This is a genomic window from Ructibacterium sp. SJQ-7 (genome assembly GCF_054696575.1).
Genome location: NZ_CP195193.1, coordinates 2,502,873 through 2,523,621, shown reverse-complemented (window position 1 = coordinate 2,523,621; position 20,749 = coordinate 2,502,873). Strand labels below are relative to the sequence as shown.

Below are 20,749 nucleotides of genomic sequence, written 5' to 3'. Positions count from 1 at the left end.
TATTGCTACTTTATTTTAACATTATCCTCTCCGAAGATATTTTTCAAGTCATAAATTGCATTTTCTGTACCGTTAAACCATAATCTTCTCGGTACAGACGACATTTTTCTTGTATCTTTAAAGAAAAGTCTTACTTCCATATCACCTTGATACGGTGACAGATACTTTTCTACGTTTTTCAAATTTTCGTCATTTCTCGTTTCAAGCTGAATGTACAGTCTTTTCGGCTCTTTTTTTGCCATAAGTGCCTCGTCTAAAAGCTGAACGGACTGCATTAATATTTTAGGAGCCTCGTCTTCCCTTATCGACAATCTGCAAGCTATCGCAACCAGATTGTCTTCCTGCAAAAGCGGTGAAAATTCATTCAGAACTTTAGGGAATACTATACATTCGACAGAGCCGTATACGTCCTCCACATTAAGAAAAGCCATCTGTGCATTTGAACGTGTCGTTTTATTTTTTCTTGACGCTATGGCGGCGCATATAATCATCATATCGCCGTCCTGAAGTCCGCCCTCAACCGCGTGATAATTGCCGTCCTCGTCCTTATGCACACTGGTTAAAACATCGCTTATATTATATTTTGTAAGTTTTTTTATTTTATCCGTATATTCCTCCATCGGATGTCCGGAAAAATATAGTCCGGTAGACTGTTTTTCCATCTTTAACATCGTCTTTTTGTCAAGTTCGTCAATATTCGGAAATTGCATTTCACTTTGTTCCTCTATTGTATCAAAAAGCGACATTTGACCCGCAACATTATCCCTTGCGGCTTTTGCCGTACCGTCAAGTGCTTTTTCGTAAACAGCCAAAAGCTGTGAACGTTTAACGCCCATGGAATCAAACGCACCGCATGAAATCAATCCCTCAAGCGCACGTTTATTCATATCCCGACCTGCCATACGGTCGATAAAATCAGAAAAGGTTTTAAATTCGCCGTTATTTTTACGCTCATTGACAAGATTTAAAATCATCGCACGACCGACATTTTTAACCGCCGACAATCCAAAACGAATACTGTTATTTTCAACAGTAAACGTATCCTCACTTTTATTTACGTCAGGCGGCAAACGGTCGATACCCATTTCCTTGCAGTTCGCGATATAGTGGTTTATCTTGTCAAGGTCATCAATACTCGATATAAGTGACGCCATATATTCAACGGGATAAAACGTCTTTAAATATGCGGTCTGATACGTTACAAATGCATATGCCGCCGCGTGTGATTTGTTGAAAGCATAATTTGCGAAATCGTTTATTTCGTCAAATATCGAAATTGCCGTCTGTTCGTCAATTCCGTTTTTGATACAACCCGGTATATCTCCGTCGTCACTGCCGTAAATAAAGTTTTTACGTTCAATAACCATTTGGTCAGCTTTTTTCTTACTTATAACTCTTCTCATAGAGTCAGCCTTACCGAGCGAATATCCCGCAAGTGTACGCACAATTTCAAGCACCTGTTCCTGATACACCATACAGCCGTATGTAACGTCAAGAATATTTTTCAAAAGAGGATGCTTATATTTAATTGTTTCAGGATTTTTCTTACTTTTTATATATCGCGGAATTTGTTCCATCGGGCCCGGTCGATAAAGTGCAATACCCGCTATAACATCTTCAAGCGTATCAGGCTTTAATTCCTGCATAAACGACTGCATTCCGGCACTTTCAAGCTGAAATACGCCGTCTGTATTACCGCTTGAAATTAGTTCATATACTTCCTTACAGTCATAATCAATTTCGTCCATATTGAGGTCAATACCCCTTGTACGCTTGATAATTTTTACTGCGTTTTCAATTACGGTAAGATTTCTAAGTCCCAAAAAGTCCATTTTCAAAAGACCGAGATTTTCAACCGTATCTTTCGTAAACTGCGTCGTTATAAAATTTTCACTGTTTAACTGCAACGGCACATAATTTACTATCGGCTCACTTGTTATAACCACACCTGCCGCGTGCGTTGACGCGTGACGCGGAAGTCCCTCAAGTGCCATTGACGTATCAAGCAATTCCTTTATTTGGGGATCATTTTCATAAAGTGCATGAAGTTCCGTACTTATGTCAAGTGCTTTGCTTATCGTCATTTTCAAATCAAACGGCACAAGTTTCGCAACTTTGTCAACCTCCGCATACGGTATATCAAGAGCACGTCCGACATCGCGAATCGCAAGTTTTGCTTTCATTGTACCGAATGTAATTATCTGTGCAACTTGTCCTTCACCGTATTTTTCAACAACGTAATCTATAATCTTCTGTCTGCCGTTTGGCGCAAAGTCTATATCAATATCCGGCATACTTACACGTTCGGGATTTAAGAAACGTTCAAAAATAAGTCCGTATTTTATCGGGTCAACCGTAGTTATGCCAAGACTGTACGCAACGATACTGCCTGCCGCACTTCCACGTCCCGGTCCGACCATAACACCGTTATTTTTTGCAAAATGTATGAAGTCCCATACAATAAGAAAGTAGTCCACAAACCCCATACTTTTTATTACACCGAGTTCGTAATCAAGACGTTTCTGTAATTCGTCCGATACCGGTGAATATCGTTTTTCAAGACCGCTTTGACAAAGTTCACGCAAATATTCAAACGCGTCCTTACCGTCCGGCACCGCATAAGCAGGCAAGTGCCTTGTACCGAAATCAAAATCAACATTACATCGCTTTGCGATTTTTTCCGTATTCTCAATCGCTTGCGGTACATATTCAAAAAGCGACATCATTTCTTCCGGTGACTTGATATAAAATTCTTCCGTTTCAAACTTCATTCTGTCGGGATCGTCAACCTTTTTTTCCATTTGAATACACATCAAAACGTCTTGATACTTTGCGTCCTCTTTTTTCAAATAGTGTATATCGTTTGTCGCAACAAGTCCGATACCCGTTTCCTCCGACAATCTCAACATATCCGGAATTATTCTCTTTTGTTCGCTGAGTCCGTGGTCTTGAATTTCAAGGAAATAATTATCCTTACCCAAAACCTCCGCATATTTTAAAGCGATTTTTTTAGCCTCGTCATAGTCGCCTCTAAGCAATGCTTTCGGCACTTCACCCGCAATACAAGCCGACAGTGCGATAATACCCTCGCTATGCTCTTTAAGCATTTCAAAATCAATTCTCGGCTTATAATAAAATCCGTCAATATATCCCGCCGAAACAAGTTTTATAAGATTTTTATAACCCTTTTGATTTTCGGCAAGCAAAATAAGGTGACTTGTTTTATTATCAATATCGTGTACCTTATCAAAACGACTTCTCGGTGCCATATACACCTCACAGCCTATAATCGGGTGTATTCCCTGTGCTTTTGCTTCACGATAAAAGTCAACCACACCGTACATTGAGCCGTGGTCGGTAATGGCACACGAATCCATGCCAAGTTCTTTAACTCTTGCAACAAGTTTTTTTATACTTGCCTCGCCGTCCAAAAGACTGTATTCAGTATGTGTATGAAGATGGCAAAACTGCATATGCCCCAAACCTCCTTTATATCGTTTCCGCTAATTCAACCAATCTGCTCAGTCTGTGATTTACACCCGATTTGCCAATCGGCGGATTTGTTTTTTCGCCCAATTCTTTCAAACTGTCCTCGGGATATTCTTCGCGTAAAATCGCGATTTCCTTTAATACATCTGGCAGTTTGTCCCATTGTTTTGCGTCCTTGATTTTTTTTATCGCAAACAAATGCTTTGATGACGCCTTCGCGGCTTTGTTCGTATTAGCATTTTCACAATTTACACGTCTGTTGACTTCGTTACGCATTTCTTTTTCAATCTGTACCGAAAACAGTTCAAACGCTCCCTGTGCCGCGCCCATATATCCGAGTATATCCGCAATTTCTTCGCTACCCTTGATATAAACAACATTATACCCTTTACGGTATGTTATTTTTGAATTAAAGCCCTCATTTTTAAGCAATTTCTGCAAACGAAGTGCCTGCTCATCGCTTTTCGTATTAAATTCCATATGATACCCTTTTTGAGGGTCTGTAACAGAGCCGCCGCCCAAAAACGCACCTCGCACAAACGATGCTCTGCAACACGAAAACGGTATATCGTCCGATTGCGATATACCGCCTGTGATATTTTCAACCTGATATATATTATCTATAATGATACGCTGTACTTTTGAAATAACCTGTGTTTCCACCTGTATTCCGTAAGCCGTATTTATATCCGCTGTTATTCTCTTTGCAATGTTTTCGTTTTCTGTTGCAAACTTAATGCTGTCACTGCCTATATTTCCGCCGAACATCAATGCTCCGGACAATTCATATGCAGCGCAGTTCATACAACCGTATTCACTCTTACACAGCTTTTCTTTTATCTGTGATGAAAAAGACATTAAAATAATCCTCTCATATCTTTATCTTATTTATTTTCAAAATAATTTACGTCACTGCCCAATCTCATAATAGTTCTTGCCAAACGGCTGAAATTGTGACGGATTTTATCGTTTCGTACAAGCAAAAGATTACCTTGCACAAGTTTCGCTCTTTTGAGAACGTTTATTGAGTCAATCATAACTTCACGCGCATGTTCGGACGCGTACTTAATTCTAAGACTTTCGGGAATTATTGCGTTATTCGCAATAACTATATCCGCAATACCCTCATACGAATGACGTTCAATCGCCGCAAGGTGATCGGACACCGTATAATTTTCCGTTTCGCCTGCCTGGCTCATTATGTTGCACACATAAATTTTTACGGCATTACTCTTTTTGATTGCGTCAACAACACCGTCCACAAGCAAATTAGGTATAATACTCGTGTAAAGACTTCCCGGGCCTAAAACAATTATATCGGCTTTTTCAAGAGCCTTTATAACTCCGTCAACAGCCTTTGGTTTTTCGGGATTAACCATTAATTTGACTATACCGTTTTTAGGGCCGTCATGGTGTACGCCGATATGCGACTCACCCTCAATCAGTCTGCCGTCCTCAAGCAATGCGCTTAACGTTACAGACTCATTCGTAACAGGATACACCGTTCCTACCACGCCTGCAAGGTGGCTGAATTTTTTTACCGCCTCATCAAAGCTTGACGAGGTTTCATTAAGTGCCGCCAAAAAAAGATTGCCGAGACTGTGACCTTTTAAACTTCCGTCTTTAAATCTGAAATTCAAAAGTTCGCCCATTACGGGATCAACCTCTGCCAACGCACTTACGCAGTTTCTCACGTCACCGGGTGCAAGCATACCGAGGTCACTTCTGAGTATTCCCGATGAACCGCCGTCATCGGCAACCGTTACAACCGCTGTTATATTATGAGTATGTAGCTTTAGACCCTTGAGCATAGTCGAAAGACCTGTTCCTCCGCCTATCGCCACAACCTTTGTATCTGAAATCATCTGCCATTAACTCCTTTCACAAAGCTAACGTCGGCGAAATATTCGCCTTTTAAACTATTCCCTGCCCATATCACGATACGATACATTAACCGTATAGTCACATGATTTTAAATAATCCGCAAGTTTATTTGTCATAGTAACACTTCTGTGTTTACCGCCTGTACAACCGATTGCGATTGTAAGAGAAATTTTTCCCTCCTCAATGTAAAGAGGTATCATAAATTCCATAAAATCTTCGAGCTTTTCCATAAAAGTAACCGATTTCGGAAAGCTCATAACATAGTCCTGAACTTCTTTATCATTACCTGTTTTATGCTTTAATTCATCAATATAGAACGGATTCGGAAAACATCTTACGTCAAACACAAGGTCGGCGTCAAGCGGCATACCGTATTTAAAACCGAATGCCATTACATTAATTTCAAGTCCCTGCTTTGTATCGCCTGACGCATAAATTTCTTTTAATTCCTGCAAAAGTCCCTGTGCCGTAAGATGTGACGTATCTATAACATAGTCCGAAGCCTCATAAAGAGCGGAAAGCATTTTTCTTTCCTGTCTTATTGATGCCAAAAGCCCGTTTGTATTTTCAATAGGGTGCATACGTCGTGTTTCTTTATATCTCTTTACAAGTGTTTCATCATCCGCATTGATGTACAAAAGCTTGCAATCGTATCCCTTTTGCTTTAAATCATCAATCTGTGCCAAAAGTTCATTTATCATATCGCCGACACGGGTATCGACAACGAACGCAACATTATTAAATTTACCGTTTACCGAAGTCAGCATTTCCGAAAACTTCGGTATAAGCATAGGAGGCATATTATCTATACAGAAATATCCCATATCCTCCAAATATCTTATTACTTTAGTCTTTCCGCTGCCCGACATTCCTGTTACTATTGTATATTGCATCCGATTTCTTCTCCTTACTGTTCCCCTATAAGCCTTACTTCAGGCTCTAATTTTACTCCGAATTTTTCTTCCACGGTATCTTGTACATACTTAATTAAATCCAAAACATCTTTAGCCGTTGCACCGCCTTTGTTCACAACAAAGCCTGCGTGCTTGTCGCTGACCATTGCACCGCCTACGGAATATCCCATAAGTCCCGCGTCCTGTATCAGCTTACCTGCAAAATAGCCCTCCGGACGTTTAAATGTACTTCCCGCTGACGGCTGTGACAAAGGCTGTTTATCACTTCGTCTTTTATTGTAATCAGCCATCAATGCCTTAATTTCGTCATAATTGCCTTTTTTAAGTTTTAATTTACAAGATAAAATAGTATAACCGCCGTTTTCAAACATACTGTGACGATAACCGAAATCAAGCTTATCTGCCGTTTCGGTTTTTATAAGTCCGTCAGGACATATAAATGTTACGTTTTCAATTATATCCTTAAGCTCACCGCCGTACGCTCCTGCATTCATATATATACCGCCGCCGAGTGTACCCGGTATTCCGCCGGCAAATTCAAAACCGGTAAGATTAGCCTCAAGAATTTTCTTTGAAAGCGTTGACATCAGTATTCCTGCGTCGGCATATACTTCTTCACCCTCAATTCTGCACTTTGACATACCGTTTCCGATGTGTATGACAACACCTCTTATACCGCCGTCACCGACAAGCATATTTGAGCCGTTGCCCATAAGCATATACGGTGTATCGGTATCTTTGCAAAAATGAATAATCTTTTCAATTTCAAGTGCGTTTTCAGGCGATACAAACGCGTCTGCCGTGCCGCCTATTCTGAATGTTGTATGCTTACTCATAGGTTCATCGTAAACAACATTGTCAGTAATAGCCGAAAGTCTTTCTCTGTCTAACATATATTCCGCCTTTCCGTAATTACATATGCCACTTAAACAGTTCTTTTCCCTTTTCTTTCATATATGCTTCAAATGATTTTAAATCTCTGTTTATAACCAATTTTTCGGGGAATGAAATTTCACTGAGCATACCAAGCGCATTATTGTAATTACCCAAATCAAACGTAATGTGTGCGTCAGAACTTACAACTATTCCGACTTCTTTTTCTTTGCATATTTCCGCAATTTTTCTGCAATTCGGAATACTTGCTTTTCTGACATCAAACGAATGATTGTTTATTTCTATTAGCTTATGATTTTTCTTTGCAAGGTCTATGATTTTTTCATAATCATACACAAACGCCGGTGAACCGCTGTGACATATAACATCTACAAGAGGGTTGTTGACTATCGCCAAATATGCACTCGTATGATCTGTCGCGTCACCGTCCTTGTAGCAAGGTGCGTGTATGCTTGCATTTACAACGTCAAGTTTTTCAAGCACCTCATCGGCAAGGTCTATATTACCCTCCAAGTCAAGTATATTCACTTCCGCACCGTATAATATCTTTACACCGTATATTTCACGCGGAATGGCCTTCAAATTCTGAAAATGCCAAGGATGTGCACCGTCGGGAATAGCAGGCGCATGGTCTGTTATCGCAATAGCCTCCATTCCAGCCTCCGACGCATATTTTGCCATTTCAAGAACCGTTGAATATGCGTGTGTACTTGCCAATGTATGTGTATGTGTGTCCAATAATATCTTCACGTTATATCTTCCTTATCTAAAAATTACAATAGTTTGGAGCTGTCAACATTTGTCGACAGGCTCTTTACAAATTACCAAGCTGACTTTCCATCTGGCTCATAAGTCTGTTGTTAAGCTCAACAGCCGCATTATATCCCATACGTTTCTGTCTGTTGTTCATTGATGCAACTTCGACAATTACCGCAAGGTTTCTGCCAAGTTTTACAGGTATCGTAAGTGACGGTACGTTTATACCCATTATATTTGTATACTCGTCCACCATACCGAGTCTGTCATATTGCTTGCCCTCTTCCCAAGGCTCAAGATGAATAATCATATCAATATTTTCAGTGTCTTTAACCGCACCTATACCGAATATTTCCTTTACGTCAATAATACCGATACCGCGCAGTTCAACAAAGTGACGTATAATTTCAGGTGACGAGCCAACCAAAGTCTTGTCCGAAACTCTCTTAATTTCAACCGCGTCATCGGCAACAAGTCTGTGACCTCTTTTAACAAGCTCGATAGCCGTTTCACTCTTTCCGACACCGCTTTCACCCAAAATAAGAATACCCTCGCCGTATACTTCGACAAGCACACCGTGACGTGTACGTCTTGGCGCAAGCTGTACATTAAGATACGCGATAAGCGCACTCATAAATGCCGAAGTACCGCTCTCACTTCTCAAAAGCGGAACATTATACTTTTCAGCCAATTCAATCATTTCAGGGAAAATCTGAAGTCCTCTTGTGACGATAAGTGCAGGAATATGCTGTGACATAAGTTTTTCAATCTTCTCCGCTCTCTCGTCGGCATGTAACTGTTCAAGGTAAGTAAATTCAACCTTTCCCATAATCTGAATACGATTATTGTCAAAATAATCGAAAAATCCCACCATTTGAAGTCCCGGTCGGTTTACGTCTGTATTTGTTATCATTACAGAATCAAGATCATCCGTTTCGTAAATCTTTTCAAGTTCAAACTCCTCAATAACCTTTTTTAGCGGGAGCTTATATTCATCAACATTCATCATTTGGAACGTCCGCCTTTCATGACATTTTTATAAATATCCTATTCTATTATTATAACCCATACCGATACATTTTTCAATAAAAAATACATAAGTTTTTAGCTGTATTTACGGTCATAATATGTGCAAAAGCATAATTTTAAAAAAATTTAATAAAAAAGTAATAAAAGTCTTGCATTATTAAAAATTTTGTGTTAAAATATTTCTTGATGTTTTAACAAACGTGTCAGGAGGTGTAATGAAATGGCAAAATGTGATGTTTGCGGAAAAGGCGTTGCTTTCGGTATTAAGGTCAGCCACTCTCACAGAAGATCTAACAGAACTTGGAAGCCAAACGTAAGAAAGGTTAGAGCAGTTGTTAACGGCTCAGTTAAGTCAATGCATGTTTGTACTCGTTGCCTACGCAGCGGAAAGGTAGAACGTGCTGTTTGATTACTTTTTTAGATAGAGACAGCTTGCTATTTTTTAGGCAGGCTGTTTTTTTCTTACTTTTATTCATTACATACCGCAATTTATTTTCAAAAAATAAGTCAATTTTTTTATAAATTAAATTGCTTTTTATTGGTTTTTCTGTTATAATAGTTTAGAATAGATTTTGAAGGGGTGTATCGGATTGGAGAAACTCTTAGTCAAGGGTGGTAACAAGCTTAAAGGCGAAGTTACTATAAGCGGTGCAAAGAATGCCGCAGTCGCAATATTGCCGGCTTGCCTTTTGGTTAAAGGTAATTGCAGAATTGAAAATCTGCCTGATATAAAAGACGTAAAATTATTTTTACGAATACTTGAACAGCTTAATGCTGATGTTAAATATATAGATAAAAATACTGTTGATATAGATTGTACAAATGTTGATTCATATCGTCCGTTGGGTGACCTTACACGCAAAATGCGTGGTTCAAGCTATCTTATGGGCGCACTTTTGGGTCGTTTTTCTAATTTTATTGTTGACCCGCCGGGCGGATGTGACTTTGGTACACGTCCTATCGATCAGCATATAAAAGCATTTGAAACGCTCGGTGCTGACATTGACACATCAAAAGGTGTTATCGAAGGTTCTGCCGAAAATCTTTCTGGCGGAAATATTTTCTTTGACGTTATAACCGTCGGAGCGACAATCAACGCTATGCTTGCGGCGACAACCGCAAACGGTATTACCGTTATCGAAAATGCCGCAAAAGAACCTCATATTGTTGATCTTGCGAATTTTCTTAACAATATGGGTGCAAACATAAGAGGTGCGGGAACTGATACAATTAAAATTAAAGGTACAAAAGATTTGCACGGCGGAACATACACAATTATCCCCGACCAAATTGAAGCAGGTACATTTATGATAGCGGCAGCCGCTACAAGAGGCGATGTTGTTCTTAAAAATGTAATTCCGCGTCACCTTGAAATCATAAGTGCAAAACTTATCGAGGCAGGCGTTAATATTTCAGAGGGTGAAGACAGCGTAAGAGTTTGGGTTAATGACGATACAAAGTTTAAACACATTAATTTTATCGCTATGCCTTATCCCGGATTTCCTACCGATATGCAGCCTCAGCTTGTAACGTTCCTTACAACAATCGAGGGTACAAGTATGGCGCGTGAAGGTGTTTGGGACAACCGTTTCAGATATGTAAACGAATTAAAGCGTATGGGTGCTGATATTCGAGTTGAGGGCAAACTTGCTATTATTGACGGTGTTAATTCGCTTATCGGTGCACACGTTAAGGCAACAGACCTTCGTGCAGGTGCGGCAATGATTATTGCCGGTCTTATGGCTGAGGGTACTACCGAAATCACCGACATCTATCATATTGACAGAGGTTACGAAAACTTTGAAGAAAAGTTCGTTAAACTCGGCGGCAGTATTGAAAGAGTACAAGTCGTTGATGATTTATTGGATTAATTCAAAAATACAAGCCTGCTTGACTTTTGTCGGCAGGCTTAATTAATTTTAGGAAGGTTAAAATGGCTACTTTTGTTTCACTTATAAGCGGTTCGTCCGGTAATGCGACATTCGTTTCGGACGGCAAAACAAATTTACTTATAGATTGCGGTATGTCGGGTGCAAAATTAAAAGAATCGCTTCACGCTATTGACGTAATGCCAGAAAGCATTGACGCACTCCTAATAACGCACGAACACGTTGACCATACAAAAGGTGCAGGGGTTATTTCAAGACGCTACAATATTCCTATTTACACCACACAAGGGACTCATACAAGTATGGATATAGGCAATATCGCCGATGAAAATATTAAAATAATCACCGAAGATACAGATTTTGAAATAGGCAATATCGGAATATGTCCTTTTGCAATTCCGCATGACGCCGCACAACCTGTCGGTTTTAATTTTATGATTGGCGATGAAAAATATTCGCTTGCAACAGATATAGGTAAAATAACAAAAAGTATTTTAGAAAAGATAACAGGCAGTAAAAAAATATTGCTTGAATCAAATCACGACGTTGAAATGCTGAAATGCGGTACATATCCGTATCCGCTGAAACGCAGAATATTGGGTGAATACGGTCACTTGTCAAACGAAACCGCCTCAAAAGTTGCTCTGCACCTTGTACAGAACGGCACCGAACACATTATGCTCGGTCATTTAAGCAAAGAAAACAACCGTCCGGAAATAGCTATGCTCGAAACATACAATTTACTTTCACAGTCGGGTGTTGATGTCGGCAAAGATATGACTTTGCAGGTTGCCGACAGATATAAGCCCACTTTATTTTAAACGGAGGAAAATATGAATATAACTGTTATTTCCGTAGGCAAAATTAAAGAAAAATATTTCACTGCCGCTATTGACGAATATTCAAAGCGACTTTCAAGGTTTGCGAAATTAAATATAATCGAAGTAGCCGATGAAAAGATACCTGATAATGCATCAGAAAAAGAAATGGAGCAAATAAAAGAAAAAGAGGGAAATAAAATCCTTGCAAAACTTCCGCAAAATTCGTTTGTCGTTACACTTTGTATTGAGGGTAAGGAACATTCTTCCGAAGAATTAGCGAAAAAAATCGCCGATATTTCAATGACTTCAAGTCATATTACATTCATAATCGGCGGCTCACTCGGTCTGTCCGATACCGTAAAATCAAAGTCGGCATTAAGATTGAGTTTCGGTAAAATGACACTTCCCCACCAGCTTATGCGTGTCGTTCTTCTTGAACAAATTTACCGTGCATTTAAAATTAATAATAATGAAAGTTATCATAAATAAAGGAGTGGCTTAGCCACTCCTTTTGAATTATCTGTTATTGTTTATAAATTCAACAACGTCATTAACTGCGTCATCAATATTCTTTTCAACAGCATTTTCTGCTGTTCTTTCCTTATATTCAACAACGCCCTCGCCGCATTTTTTACCTATGACAATTCTTACAGGAATACCGATAAGGTCAGCGTCTTTGAACTTAACGCCGGCTCTTTCGTTTCTGTCGTCAAGCAATACTTCTATTCCCTTTGCCTTTAGGTCATTATATACTTTTTCGGCAATTTCACTCTGTTCTTCATTCTTAGAATTTACAGGGATAACGATTGCGTGATACGGTGCGATTGATACGGGCCAGATAATACCGTTTTCGTCATTGTTTTGCTCGATAGCCGCTGCAAGACAACGTGTAACGCCTATACCGTAGCAACCCATAATAACAGTCTTGCTCTTTCCTGTTTCGTCAAGGCTCTTTAGTCCAAGTGCGTCAGAATACTTTGTACCAAGCTTGAATATATGTCCTACTTCGATACCTTGAGCAGTCTTTATAGGCTTACCGCACTTAGGGCAAACGTCGCCTGTTTCGATTGTACGAATATCAGCAACTTCTGTCGGTGTGAAGTCCTTATTGATATTTACGTTCTTGTAGTGCATATCTGTTTCATTTGCACCAACAATAAAGTTCTTCATCATTGCGACTTCTTTATCAACGTATACAGGAATATCAAGTCCCACAGGACCTGCAAAACCGACTTCTGCATTTGTAATCTGTCTTACCATAAACGGCTCGGCAAGTTCCAAATCGTCTGTGCAGCCGACAAGATTTTTAAGCTTAACTTCGTTAACTTCTCTGTCACCTCTTACCATTGCGGCAACATACTTATCGTCAGCCTTATATATTATAGTCTTTGCAAAGTTATAAGCCTCTGCATTTAAGAAACTTACAAGTTCTTCGATTGTATGAGCATTCGGAGTATGGATTTTTTCCATATCAAAATCACCCTCAGGTGACGGCTTTTCTTGAGGAATACATTCAGCTTTTTCATAGTTAGCCGCATATCCGCAATCGTCACAATACGCAATACCGTCCTCACCGATTGGCGACTTAACCATAAATTCCTGACTTCCGCTGCCGCCCATAGCACCGCTGTCAGCGTCAACGATAGTGAAATCAAGTCCAAGACGGTTGAATATTCTGCAATATGCGTCATACATTTTTTGATATGACTTATCAAGCCCTTCTTCCGTAAGGTCAAAGCTGTACGCGTCCTTCATTATAAATTCACGGCTTCTTATAATGCCGAATCTCGGACGTCCCTCGTCACGATACTTATGCTGAATTTGATATAAAGTCATTGGATATTCTTTATATGAACGGACACTGTCAATTACAGTTTGAGTGAAAAGTTCCTCGTGTGTAGGACCAAGACAGAAATCACGGTCGTTTCTGTCTTTCATTTTGAACATACTCGGTCCGAACACTTCCCATCTGCCCGAAGCCTGATAAGCCTCTGCCGGCAAAAGTGCAGACATCAAAAGTTCCTGTGCACCAGCGTTGTCCATTTCTTCACGGACAATCTGTTCAACCTTTTGCAAAGTGCGAAGTCCAAGCGGAAGATATGAGTATATACCCGCCGCAAGTTTTCTGATAAGACCTGCTCTCAACATTAATTTATGACTTGTTATTTCCGCCTCTGCCGGTACTTCTCTAAGCGTCGGCATAAGCAAGTTAGACATTCTCATTATATAAATTCCTCTCTTTATTAATATTTATCACTCTTAATAAGCGTGCCAATACCTGTCTTTGTAAAGATTTCAAGTAACAGGCAATGCGGTATACGTCCGTCAATGATATGCGCACCCGTAACACCGCCGTCGATTGATTCAAGACAGCCAAGTACCTTTGGTATCATACCGCCGCTGATGCTGCCGTCATGTATCATTTCGTATATTTCATTTTTATGTATTTCGGCAATAACATTACCGTCTTTATCCTTAATACCCTCAACATCAGTAAGCAAAATAAGTTTTTCCGCCTCAACAGACGCCGCAACTGCCGCCGCAACCGTATCTGCATTAATATTGTAGCTGTTACCGTCCTCATCTGTACCGATAGGAGCGATAACAGGGATATATTGATCCGATGACAATAAGTCAATCAAGCAATGCTTAACGTGAACAATATCGCCGACATAACCTATATCAACCTTTTCGCCGTCCACTTCCGTATACTGCTTTTTACACTCGATAAAACTGCCGTCAATACCGCTGATACCGACTGCACGACCGCCGTTTGTATTAAGAAGTGCGACAATTTCTTTATTTGTTTTACCTATAAGTACCTGTTGAGCAGTCTGCATTGTAATATCGTCCGTCACACGCAAACCGTTTACGAATTTACTCTTTACACCGCGTTCGTTAAGTGCCTTTGAAATATCGGGACCTCCGCCGTGTACGACAATCGGATTAAGTCCGATGAACTTCAAAAGAGTAATATCCTCCATTACGGAGTTCTTTAATTCTTCGTTTATCATAGCATTACCGCCGTATTTGATAACAACGGTTTTGCCGGAAAATTTCTGTATATACGGAAGTGCCTCTATAAGTATTCCCGCTTTTTTTATAAGTTCTTGCATTACTTCCACCCTCTATTATAAATAAAATCCCGGATTTGTAAGGGCTGTCTTTTCGTCCAAGCCGAATAATAAGTTCATATTCTGAACGGCTTGTCCCGCAGCACCCTTTACAATATTGTCAAGTGACGATACGACTACGGCTCTTTGAAGTCTTTCATCATAGCACACGCCTATATCAACGAAGTTTGAACCTGCAACGTGTTTTGTTTCTGGCAAGTCGCCCACTTCCTTAACTCTTACAAAAAATTCGTCTTTATAAAATTCCTTGTACATTTCCGTCAGTTCTTCCGCACTTGACTTTCTGTTTAGATTTACATAGATTGTCGAAAGTATTCCGCGTTTTTGCGGAATAAGGTGTGGCGTAAACGAAATCATTATTTCTTCACCGGCAACATTGCTAAGCTCCTGCTCAATTTCAGAAGTATGACGGTGAGTTGCTACCTTATACGCTTTCATATTTTCAGTACATTCGCAGAAACTGTTTTGAAGTTTAAGACCGCGTCCTGCACCTGTAACACCGGATTTTGCATCAACAATAATATTCTTTGTTTCAGCAATTTTATTTGCCAAAAGCGGAACTGTTCCGAGTATTGAACAAGTTGTGTAACAGCCGGGGTTACCGATAAGTCTTGCATTCTTAATCTTATCTCTGTGAAGTTCGGGAAGTCCGTAAACAGACTCCTTTAAAAGTTCCGGTGATGAATGTTTTTCACCGTACCACTTTTCATACACTGCCGCATCATCATATCTGTAATCACCGCTAAGGTCGATAACTTTAAGACCTTTTTCAAGTAATGACGGAATTACCGATTTTGACGCACCGTGCGGAAGTGCGGTAAATGCCACATCACAAGCACCGACCTTATCAAGGTCAAGTTCTTCACATTCCTTTTCAAGTACATGATTGAAGTTCTTATAAACATCACTTATCTTCTGTCCCGCAAAACTGTGCGAACCGAGTATTTCAATACTTACCTCCGGATGTGATGTTAATAATCTTACAAGCTCAATACCTGCATATCCCGTTGCTCCGAGAACTGCCGCTTTTATCATTTCGTATCCTTCCTTCCAAATAAAAAATAAGGCACTACCCTATTTTTTGCTACTATCTTATTAATTATAATACACATTTTGAAATTTGTAAAGGGTAAAATGCCACATTATTGTAATATGCTCTTAACAAAAATCAAGTTGAATTGTCACAGATTTCCTTGTATAATGTATAATATTAAGAATTATGTAAACATAGGGGGGTGTGATGTTGAAAAACAGAATATTCAGGTTGTTATCTGTTTTCTGTTCGATTGTAATTTTAATGTCCTGTCTTACGTTCAGCACTGCTGTTGCTGATGAGCCTGTCGGCAAGATGGCGGCGGTATATGCTTATGTACTTAATAATTATTTGTACACTTACAGTTCAATGCACACCGAAAACGCAGGTGATTCTCTTTCAATTTCGGAGGACAATATACCTAACGGCGTTGTGTACAGTGATATAGTAAATTTTGACGCAAATGAAAATCCGTATCTTGTTATTTTCCTTGCGGACAGCGGATACACTACCGCTTCATGTCACGTTTGGAAATATGACGAAGAAACAGAAAATGCGGAACGTATCGCTATTTTAGACGTTAATTACAATCAAATACCGCTTGGTCAATCAGGTGTATTTTCTCTCGGTTCAAACGCTGAAAAACGTTATATAACATACAAGGTGTTTGAAGGTGACGAACTTGTTCACGCGGATTATTACACCGTTATCGACGGTGATGCATTTGAATATGTAAACGCACCGCAAGTGCTTTCGGAAACAGGTGTTATGGACTTCAGTTCGGAATATTTCCACCCAAATGTTGACGTTTCTCATTATAACCAAAATATCGGCAACTTTTTCGACAAGCTGAAAAACTCAGCCGCAGACAGTGTTACATATGAGGATATTGCGGAACGTTTGAGCGATGAGGACGAACATCAGATTGAAGAAGTTCTTAAAAATGTAGTAAGCTATACCGATTTTGATATTGCAAACTACACTACTATGGACGAATATCAAAACGCACTTAACGTCGAACCGAACGGTGACAGATTTTATCTGATTTCAGAGGCATATAATCTTGGTGACGAGATTTATTACGTTCGTTTCTCTACCGACCGTTCATATTACAACTATGCACTTTTGCGCAGAAGTGATATGGCTGATAACGGTTATCAGATTTTGAAGGTCAGAACGGACTGTATACCTCTTTCGGACAGAGAACTTAAACAGATAAAAGCCGATTACGACAGAAACACTTTACTTTATAAAAAATCAAAAGGTACTCTGAAGCTTTCAAAAACATCAAAGTATGATGACAGCGACGGTCTTTCAGAACCTACAAAAGAACCGACTATTCAGATTGAGAAATCATTAAAGAGTTCAACCCGTCTGCCGGCAGTATGCTTGGGCGGCGGTATTGCAATAGCCTTGCTTACAGTTTTGTGGGTTTACCTTTACAGTGACAACAACTAAAAACAAAAATCCGATGGTTTGAAACCATCGGATTTTTTGATTATTTTTTATTTTTCTTTTTTAATTTCCACGTTTTTTCTTTAAGTTTTGCAAGCTGTTCTTCGTATCGTCTTGATGTCAAATTCGGGAATGCTTTAATAATACGTTTTTGGAATATATGCGTTTCTTTAACAAGATTATCGTACTTCGCTTTAAGTTCGTCCAAATCGTCCTTATGCTTTGACTTGATTTCTTCTTTCTTATGCTCGTACTTCTCTTTCATATCGTCCAAATTCTCACGAATTTCCTGTACATTTTCACTGTTGTATATCTCAATGCCCTTTTTCATAATATCGTTGGCACTGTCATAAATATGTTCGCCGACTTCGTCGGAAACATTATGAATTTTCTTTGCAATATCATTCATAAGTTTAACACGTTTTGTAAGATTATTAATGGTTATAACGGTTATAATAACGTCAGCCACAAACACTGCCGCAAAAAATACAACTGCAACCAGTCCCAACATATGCGGTATAAATCTTACAAATCCGAGTATAACAGGGTGAATACCTTTCATAAGCGCGATACACACAAAACCCCAATATATCGAAAATTTAAGGCATATGTAACCGCCTATGTTAAACGGCATATCCGTATAATCCCACCAACGTGCGTGGAATATTTTGTCGAGTGCAAAACCTGTAATCAGTTCCAATATTGACGTAAGCAACGCCGAGCCTACGAAAAGTAAAAATAAATTATCTTTTATCGGCGTAAGACATAATACAACTATCACACCTCCGACACCGTATATCGGACAAACAGGTCCGTTTAGGAAACCGCGGTTTATAAAATGACCTTCATTCAGTCCGCAAAATACCACTTCGATACACCAACCGAAAAATGCGTAAATGAAGAACAGCCATAAAAGTTCATAAATTGAATAGCCTAATATCATTTGTTTGTTCCTTTCATTAATAATAATTATTTGGTATCTTTGTTGATGTATTCCGCTTTCAACTTTGAATACATGATCTTTTGACTGCTGTATAATCCGTAATATCCCGATAACATATAACTCACGCCTGCCGCAATGGCAAAAAGTATAAAGCCTTTTGAGCCGAACAATTCAATACTTAAAACTATCGACGCAATCGGACAGTTAAGCACACCGCAGAACATTGCAATCATTCCGATCGCCGCCGCAAATCCCGGATTTAAACCGAACAAATGACCGACAACACAACCGAATGTCGCACCGATAAAGAATGTCGGAACAATCTCTCCGCCTTTAAATCCCGCACCGATTGTTATTGCGGTGAACACGATTTTCAATGCCCACGCCCAACCTTTTGCGTGACCGCCGACAACGGCGTGTTCGATTATATCCATTCCCGAACCGTTATAATCTCGTGAGCCTGTTAAATATGTAAGTGCGATTATCGCCAACGCACCGACAACTACTCTTATATATGGATTTTTAAACCATATTTTTAAATATCTTGCCGTATAGTGCATTGTCGTACAGAATATTATGCTCAGTTCCGCACACAATGCTGAAATAAGTATTGTCTGTAAAATTGTTATAACGCCTGTTTGCGGAATAACGGTGATTGCGAACTGAGTCGGTTCAAGTCCCGCAAATCTTGTAACCAAAAATGCCGCCAGTGACGACATAAGACACGGTACAAGTGCCGAATAATACATAATTCCCACGCTTGTTACACCGAGTGCAAACACAGCCGCCGTTATCGGTGTACCGAACAGAGCCGAAAACACCGCACTCATTCCGCACATTACAACCATATGCATATCTTTTTCGTCAAGCTTAAAAAGCCTGCCGATATTGCTTCCTATACTTCCGCCAAGCTGAAGTGCCGCACCTTCTCTGCCGGCACTGCCGCCGCAAAGATGCGTTATAACCGTACTTACAAATATAAGCGGTGCAAGTGAAATAGGTACTTTTTCATCATTTCTTATTGACGAAATAATACTGTCCGTACCCTTGTTTTCAAGCATTTTACACGCTTTGTACATTGCCACGATTATAATACCGCCTATCGGAAGAAACAGTACAAACCAATCGTGCATTGTAAAAATAATATTCGCATAATTTACACTCATATGAAACAACGCGCCGACGCACCCACCGACCACTCCGATTATTATTGAAATCAACGCCCATTTCAAAAACGTAATAACGTAATTTGACGCAGATTTCATTTTTTCAATCGCTATATCCTTTATCATATTTATCTCCCTGTTTCTTTTTATAATATATTAAATTATATCATTTTACGCCGTTTTTTTCAACATATTTATATTCTAAATATTACTAATAAAATTTTTGAATATAATTTTCATCAATGTACAAAATATTAGTGTAGTCGATACAATTCGACACAAAATTTTAAATAGATTAAGACTTTGGTTTTAAGGAGGGAAACAAAATGAGTAAAAACAAGATTCAAGTTCCTGAGGCAAAGCAAGCTATGGAACAGTTCAAAATGGAAGCAGCTAACGAAGTAGGCGTAAACCTAAAGCAAGGTTACAACGGTGACCTTACAGCAAAGCAAGCCGGAAGTATCGGCGGTCAAATGGTTAAAAAGATGATAGCTGATTACGAAAGCAGAATGAAATAAGACATTCTGAAAGTAAACTTACTATCATAATTTAATCAAATCACAAAAACGGTGATTAAAAATGAAAATCATTTTTAATCACCGTTTATCTTTTGCTTTATTTCCTGAACTATTTCAACCAACTTAAATTTAACAACAACTTCTTTATCGTTTTTGGTAATTATATCGTAAGTATCTTTATCAAGTTTTTCGCGAAGAATTTTTTCGCTTTCTTTACTGAGCCGAACTTCCTCACCCTCTTTAAAGCACAACGGCGGATACATAACGCACCACCAATTATGTCCTTCACCGCTGCCGAGAACAATCCTTACGCCGTAATATTCGCCCGCCGGCAAAACCATTGACTTATATGTTTTTTCGGGAAATTCAAATTTACCGTATTCGGCGTGTGCCGTATATGAAAAACCGTTTTCGCGAAGTACGTCATTCGCTATATCTTCAAATTCATTCAAATCATTTATTATCTCATCGCGACATTCGTTTTTGTCCGTTTTTGATAGTCTGTCGCCGACATTTTTTAAAATTGCGTCACGCACCTTTAATTTAACTGCTTGGTCGTTATCATCGTCACTGTCCGCGATAATATGTAATCTTATCAAGTTATCCTGCAAATCCGCCTGTACACCGTCCGAATATGCAGTTACACAAACCGTCATACAAAGTGCCACCAAAAATACCGCTATTATCTTATTCATAATTCATACCTCACTGATTTAATCTTGTATTGAAATTATTAACCTATTTTTCATCTCGCATACATATTTATTACGATTTTATGGAAATACTAAAGAAAAATCACAAGGAGGAAGTAATATGAAAAAATT

19 protein-coding genes are annotated in these 20,749 nt (G+C 39.2%); 6 read left to right on the top strand and 13 right to left on the bottom strand.

The window, feature by feature from the left end; all coding sequences use genetic code 11:
- Positions 1-5 precede the first annotated feature (5 nt).
- From ACSAMO_RS10970 to hprK, 7 genes are all read right to left on the bottom strand, one after another.
- Positions 6-3,473: a DNA polymerase III subunit alpha gene (locus tag ACSAMO_RS10970; RefSeq protein WP_499209305.1), complete on the bottom strand. Its 3,468-nt coding sequence runs from the start codon at positions 3,471-3,473 to the stop codon at positions 6-8.
- Between the two features lie 16 nt (positions 3,474-3,489).
- Positions 3,490-4,347: a DNA-binding protein WhiA gene (whiA, locus tag ACSAMO_RS10965; RefSeq protein ID WP_022230416.1), complete on the bottom strand. Its 858-nt coding sequence runs from the start codon at positions 4,345-4,347 to the stop codon at positions 3,490-3,492.
- Positions 4,348-4,373: 26 nt separating this feature from the next.
- Positions 4,374-5,354 (bottom strand): gluconeogenesis factor YvcK family protein, encoded by a 981-nt coding sequence (locus ACSAMO_RS10960; RefSeq protein WP_022230415.1) that lies wholly within the window; start codon positions 5,352-5,354, stop codon positions 4,374-4,376.
- Positions 5,355-5,408: 54 nt separating this feature from the next.
- Complete coding sequence (gene rapZ, locus ACSAMO_RS10955; RefSeq protein WP_022230414.1) at positions 5,409-6,266, bottom strand: RNase adapter RapZ; 858 nt, start codon at positions 6,264-6,266, stop codon at positions 5,409-5,411.
- Between the two features lie 14 nt (positions 6,267-6,280).
- On the bottom strand, positions 6,281-7,180 hold the full coding sequence (gene murB, locus ACSAMO_RS10950) for a UDP-N-acetylmuramate dehydrogenase (RefSeq protein WP_022230413.1): 900 nt from the start codon (positions 7,178-7,180) through the stop codon (positions 6,281-6,283).
- A gap of 19 nt (positions 7,181-7,199) precedes the next feature.
- Positions 7,200-7,931, bottom strand: coding sequence for a phosphatase (locus ACSAMO_RS10945; RefSeq protein WP_022230412.1), 732 nt, complete (start codon positions 7,929-7,931; stop codon positions 7,200-7,202).
- A gap of 64 nt (positions 7,932-7,995) precedes the next feature.
- Positions 7,996-8,943, bottom strand: coding sequence for an HPr(Ser) kinase/phosphatase (gene hprK / locus ACSAMO_RS10940; protein ID WP_482490231.1), 948 nt, complete (start codon positions 8,941-8,943; stop codon positions 7,996-7,998).
- Positions 8,944-9,186: 243 nt separating this feature from the next.
- On the opposite strand from hprK, the gene rpmB reads away from it, so the two are divergent.
- From rpmB to rlmH, 4 genes are all read left to right on the top strand, one after another.
- Entirely contained in the window at positions 9,187-9,375 is a 189-nt protein-coding gene (gene rpmB, locus ACSAMO_RS10935) for a 50S ribosomal protein L28 (RefSeq protein WP_022230410.1), read from the top strand.
- Positions 9,376-9,556: 181 nt separating this feature from the next.
- Positions 9,557-10,837, top strand: a complete 1,281-nt coding sequence (murA, locus tag ACSAMO_RS10930; RefSeq protein WP_022230409.1) for a UDP-N-acetylglucosamine 1-carboxyvinyltransferase — start codon at positions 9,557-9,559, stop codon at positions 10,835-10,837.
- Positions 10,838-10,899: 62 nt separating this feature from the next.
- Positions 10,900-11,676, top strand: a complete 777-nt coding sequence (locus ACSAMO_RS10925; protein ID WP_022230408.1) for an MBL fold metallo-hydrolase — start codon at positions 10,900-10,902, stop codon at positions 11,674-11,676.
- Positions 11,677-11,688: 12 nt separating this feature from the next.
- Positions 11,689-12,165: a 23S rRNA (pseudouridine(1915)-N(3))-methyltransferase RlmH gene (rlmH, locus tag ACSAMO_RS10920; RefSeq protein WP_117965099.1), complete on the top strand. Its 477-nt coding sequence runs from the start codon at positions 11,689-11,691 to the stop codon at positions 12,163-12,165.
- Between the two features lie 27 nt (positions 12,166-12,192).
- On the opposite strand, the gene ACSAMO_RS10915 is transcribed toward rlmH, so the two are convergent.
- Genes ACSAMO_RS10915 through argC form a run of 3 tightly spaced genes read right to left on the bottom strand, consistent with a single transcriptional unit; the run spans position 12,193 to position 15,845 of the window.
- Complete coding sequence (locus ACSAMO_RS10915) at positions 12,193-13,899, bottom strand: proline--tRNA ligase (protein WP_499209304.1); 1,707 nt, start codon at positions 13,897-13,899, stop codon at positions 12,193-12,195.
- A gap of 20 nt (positions 13,900-13,919) precedes the next feature.
- Positions 13,920-14,792, bottom strand: coding sequence for an acetylglutamate kinase (gene argB, locus ACSAMO_RS10910; protein ID WP_022230405.1), 873 nt, complete (start codon positions 14,790-14,792; stop codon positions 13,920-13,922).
- Positions 14,793-14,807: 15 nt separating this feature from the next.
- Positions 14,808-15,845 (bottom strand): N-acetyl-gamma-glutamyl-phosphate reductase, encoded by a 1,038-nt coding sequence (gene argC / locus ACSAMO_RS10905; RefSeq protein WP_147513528.1) that lies wholly within the window; start codon positions 15,843-15,845, stop codon positions 14,808-14,810.
- 208 nt (positions 15,846-16,053) lie between these two features.
- Between argC and ACSAMO_RS10900 the strand changes: the two genes are divergently transcribed.
- Complete coding sequence (locus ACSAMO_RS10900; RefSeq protein WP_412579046.1) at positions 16,054-17,301, top strand: hypothetical protein; 1,248 nt, start codon at positions 16,054-16,056, stop codon at positions 17,299-17,301.
- Between the two features lie 40 nt (positions 17,302-17,341).
- Here the strand turns inward: ACSAMO_RS10900 and ACSAMO_RS10895 are convergent, their stop codons facing one another.
- A complete protein-coding gene (locus tag ACSAMO_RS10895) occupies positions 17,342-18,241 on the bottom strand; it encodes a putative ABC transporter permease (RefSeq protein WP_308456387.1) in 900 nt (299 codons plus the stop codon).
- Between the two features lie 26 nt (positions 18,242-18,267).
- Positions 18,268-19,533 carry a chloride channel protein gene (locus ACSAMO_RS10890; protein WP_412579048.1) on the bottom strand — a complete coding sequence of 422 codons (1,266 nt, stop codon included), beginning with the start codon at positions 19,531-19,533 and terminating at the stop codon, positions 18,268-18,270.
- Between the two features lie 200 nt (positions 19,534-19,733).
- Between ACSAMO_RS10890 and ACSAMO_RS10885 the strand changes: the two genes are divergently transcribed.
- Entirely contained in the window at positions 19,734-19,925 is a 192-nt protein-coding gene (locus tag ACSAMO_RS10885) for an alpha/beta-type small acid-soluble spore protein (protein WP_022230400.1), read from the top strand.
- A gap of 74 nt (positions 19,926-19,999) precedes the next feature.
- Here ACSAMO_RS10885 and spoIIR read toward each other — a convergent pair whose 3' ends face one another.
- On the bottom strand, positions 20,000-20,620 hold the full coding sequence (spoIIR, locus tag ACSAMO_RS10880; RefSeq protein ID WP_412644484.1) for a stage II sporulation protein R: 621 nt from the start codon (positions 20,618-20,620) through the stop codon (positions 20,000-20,002).
- Positions 20,621-20,749 lie beyond the last annotated feature (129 nt).

Coding starts and splice junctions, on each gene's coding strand:
- ACSAMO_RS10970 (WP_499209305.1), bottom strand. CDS start 3,473: ATGCAGTTTTGCCATCTTCATACACATACTGAATACAGTCTTTTGGAC.
- whiA (WP_022230416.1), bottom strand. CDS start 4,347: ATGTCTTTTTCATCACAGATAAAAGAAAAGCTGTGTAAGAGTGAATAC.
- ACSAMO_RS10960 (WP_022230415.1), bottom strand. CDS start 5,354: ATGATTTCAGATACAAAGGTTGTGGCGATAGGCGGAGGAACAGGTCTT.
- rapZ (WP_022230414.1), bottom strand. CDS start 6,266: ATGCAATATACAATAGTAACAGGAATGTCGGGCAGCGGAAAGACTAAA.
- murB (WP_022230413.1), bottom strand. CDS start 7,180: ATGTTAGACAGAGAAAGACTTTCGGCTATTACTGACAATGTTGTTTAC.
- hprK (WP_482490231.1), bottom strand. CDS start 8,943: ATGAATGTTGATGAATATAAGCTCCCGCTAAAAAAGGTTATTGAGGAG.
- rpmB (WP_022230410.1), top strand. CDS start 9,187: ATGGCAAAATGTGATGTTTGCGGAAAAGGCGTTGCTTTCGGTATTAAG.
- ACSAMO_RS10925 (WP_022230408.1), top strand. CDS start 10,900: ATGGCTACTTTTGTTTCACTTATAAGCGGTTCGTCCGGTAATGCGACA.
- rlmH (WP_117965099.1), top strand. CDS start 11,689: ATGAATATAACTGTTATTTCCGTAGGCAAAATTAAAGAAAAATATTTC.
- ACSAMO_RS10915 (WP_499209304.1), bottom strand. CDS start 13,899: ATGAGAATGTCTAACTTGCTTATGCCGACGCTTAGAGAAGTACCGGCA.
- argB (WP_022230405.1), bottom strand. CDS start 14,792: ATGCAAGAACTTATAAAAAAAGCGGGAATACTTATAGAGGCACTTCCG.
- argC (WP_147513528.1), bottom strand. CDS start 15,845: ATGATAAAAGCGGCAGTTCTCGGAGCAACGGGATATGCAGGTATTGAG.
- ACSAMO_RS10895 (WP_308456387.1), bottom strand. CDS start 18,241: ATGATATTAGGCTATTCAATTTATGAACTTTTATGGCTGTTCTTCATT.
- ACSAMO_RS10890 (WP_412579048.1), bottom strand. CDS start 19,533: ATGATAAAGGATATAGCGATTGAAAAAATGAAATCTGCGTCAAATTAC.
- ACSAMO_RS10885 (WP_022230400.1), top strand. CDS start 19,734: ATGAGTAAAAACAAGATTCAAGTTCCTGAGGCAAAGCAAGCTATGGAA.
- spoIIR (WP_412644484.1), bottom strand. CDS start 20,620: ATGAATAAGATAATAGCGGTATTTTTGGTGGCACTTTGTATGACGGTT.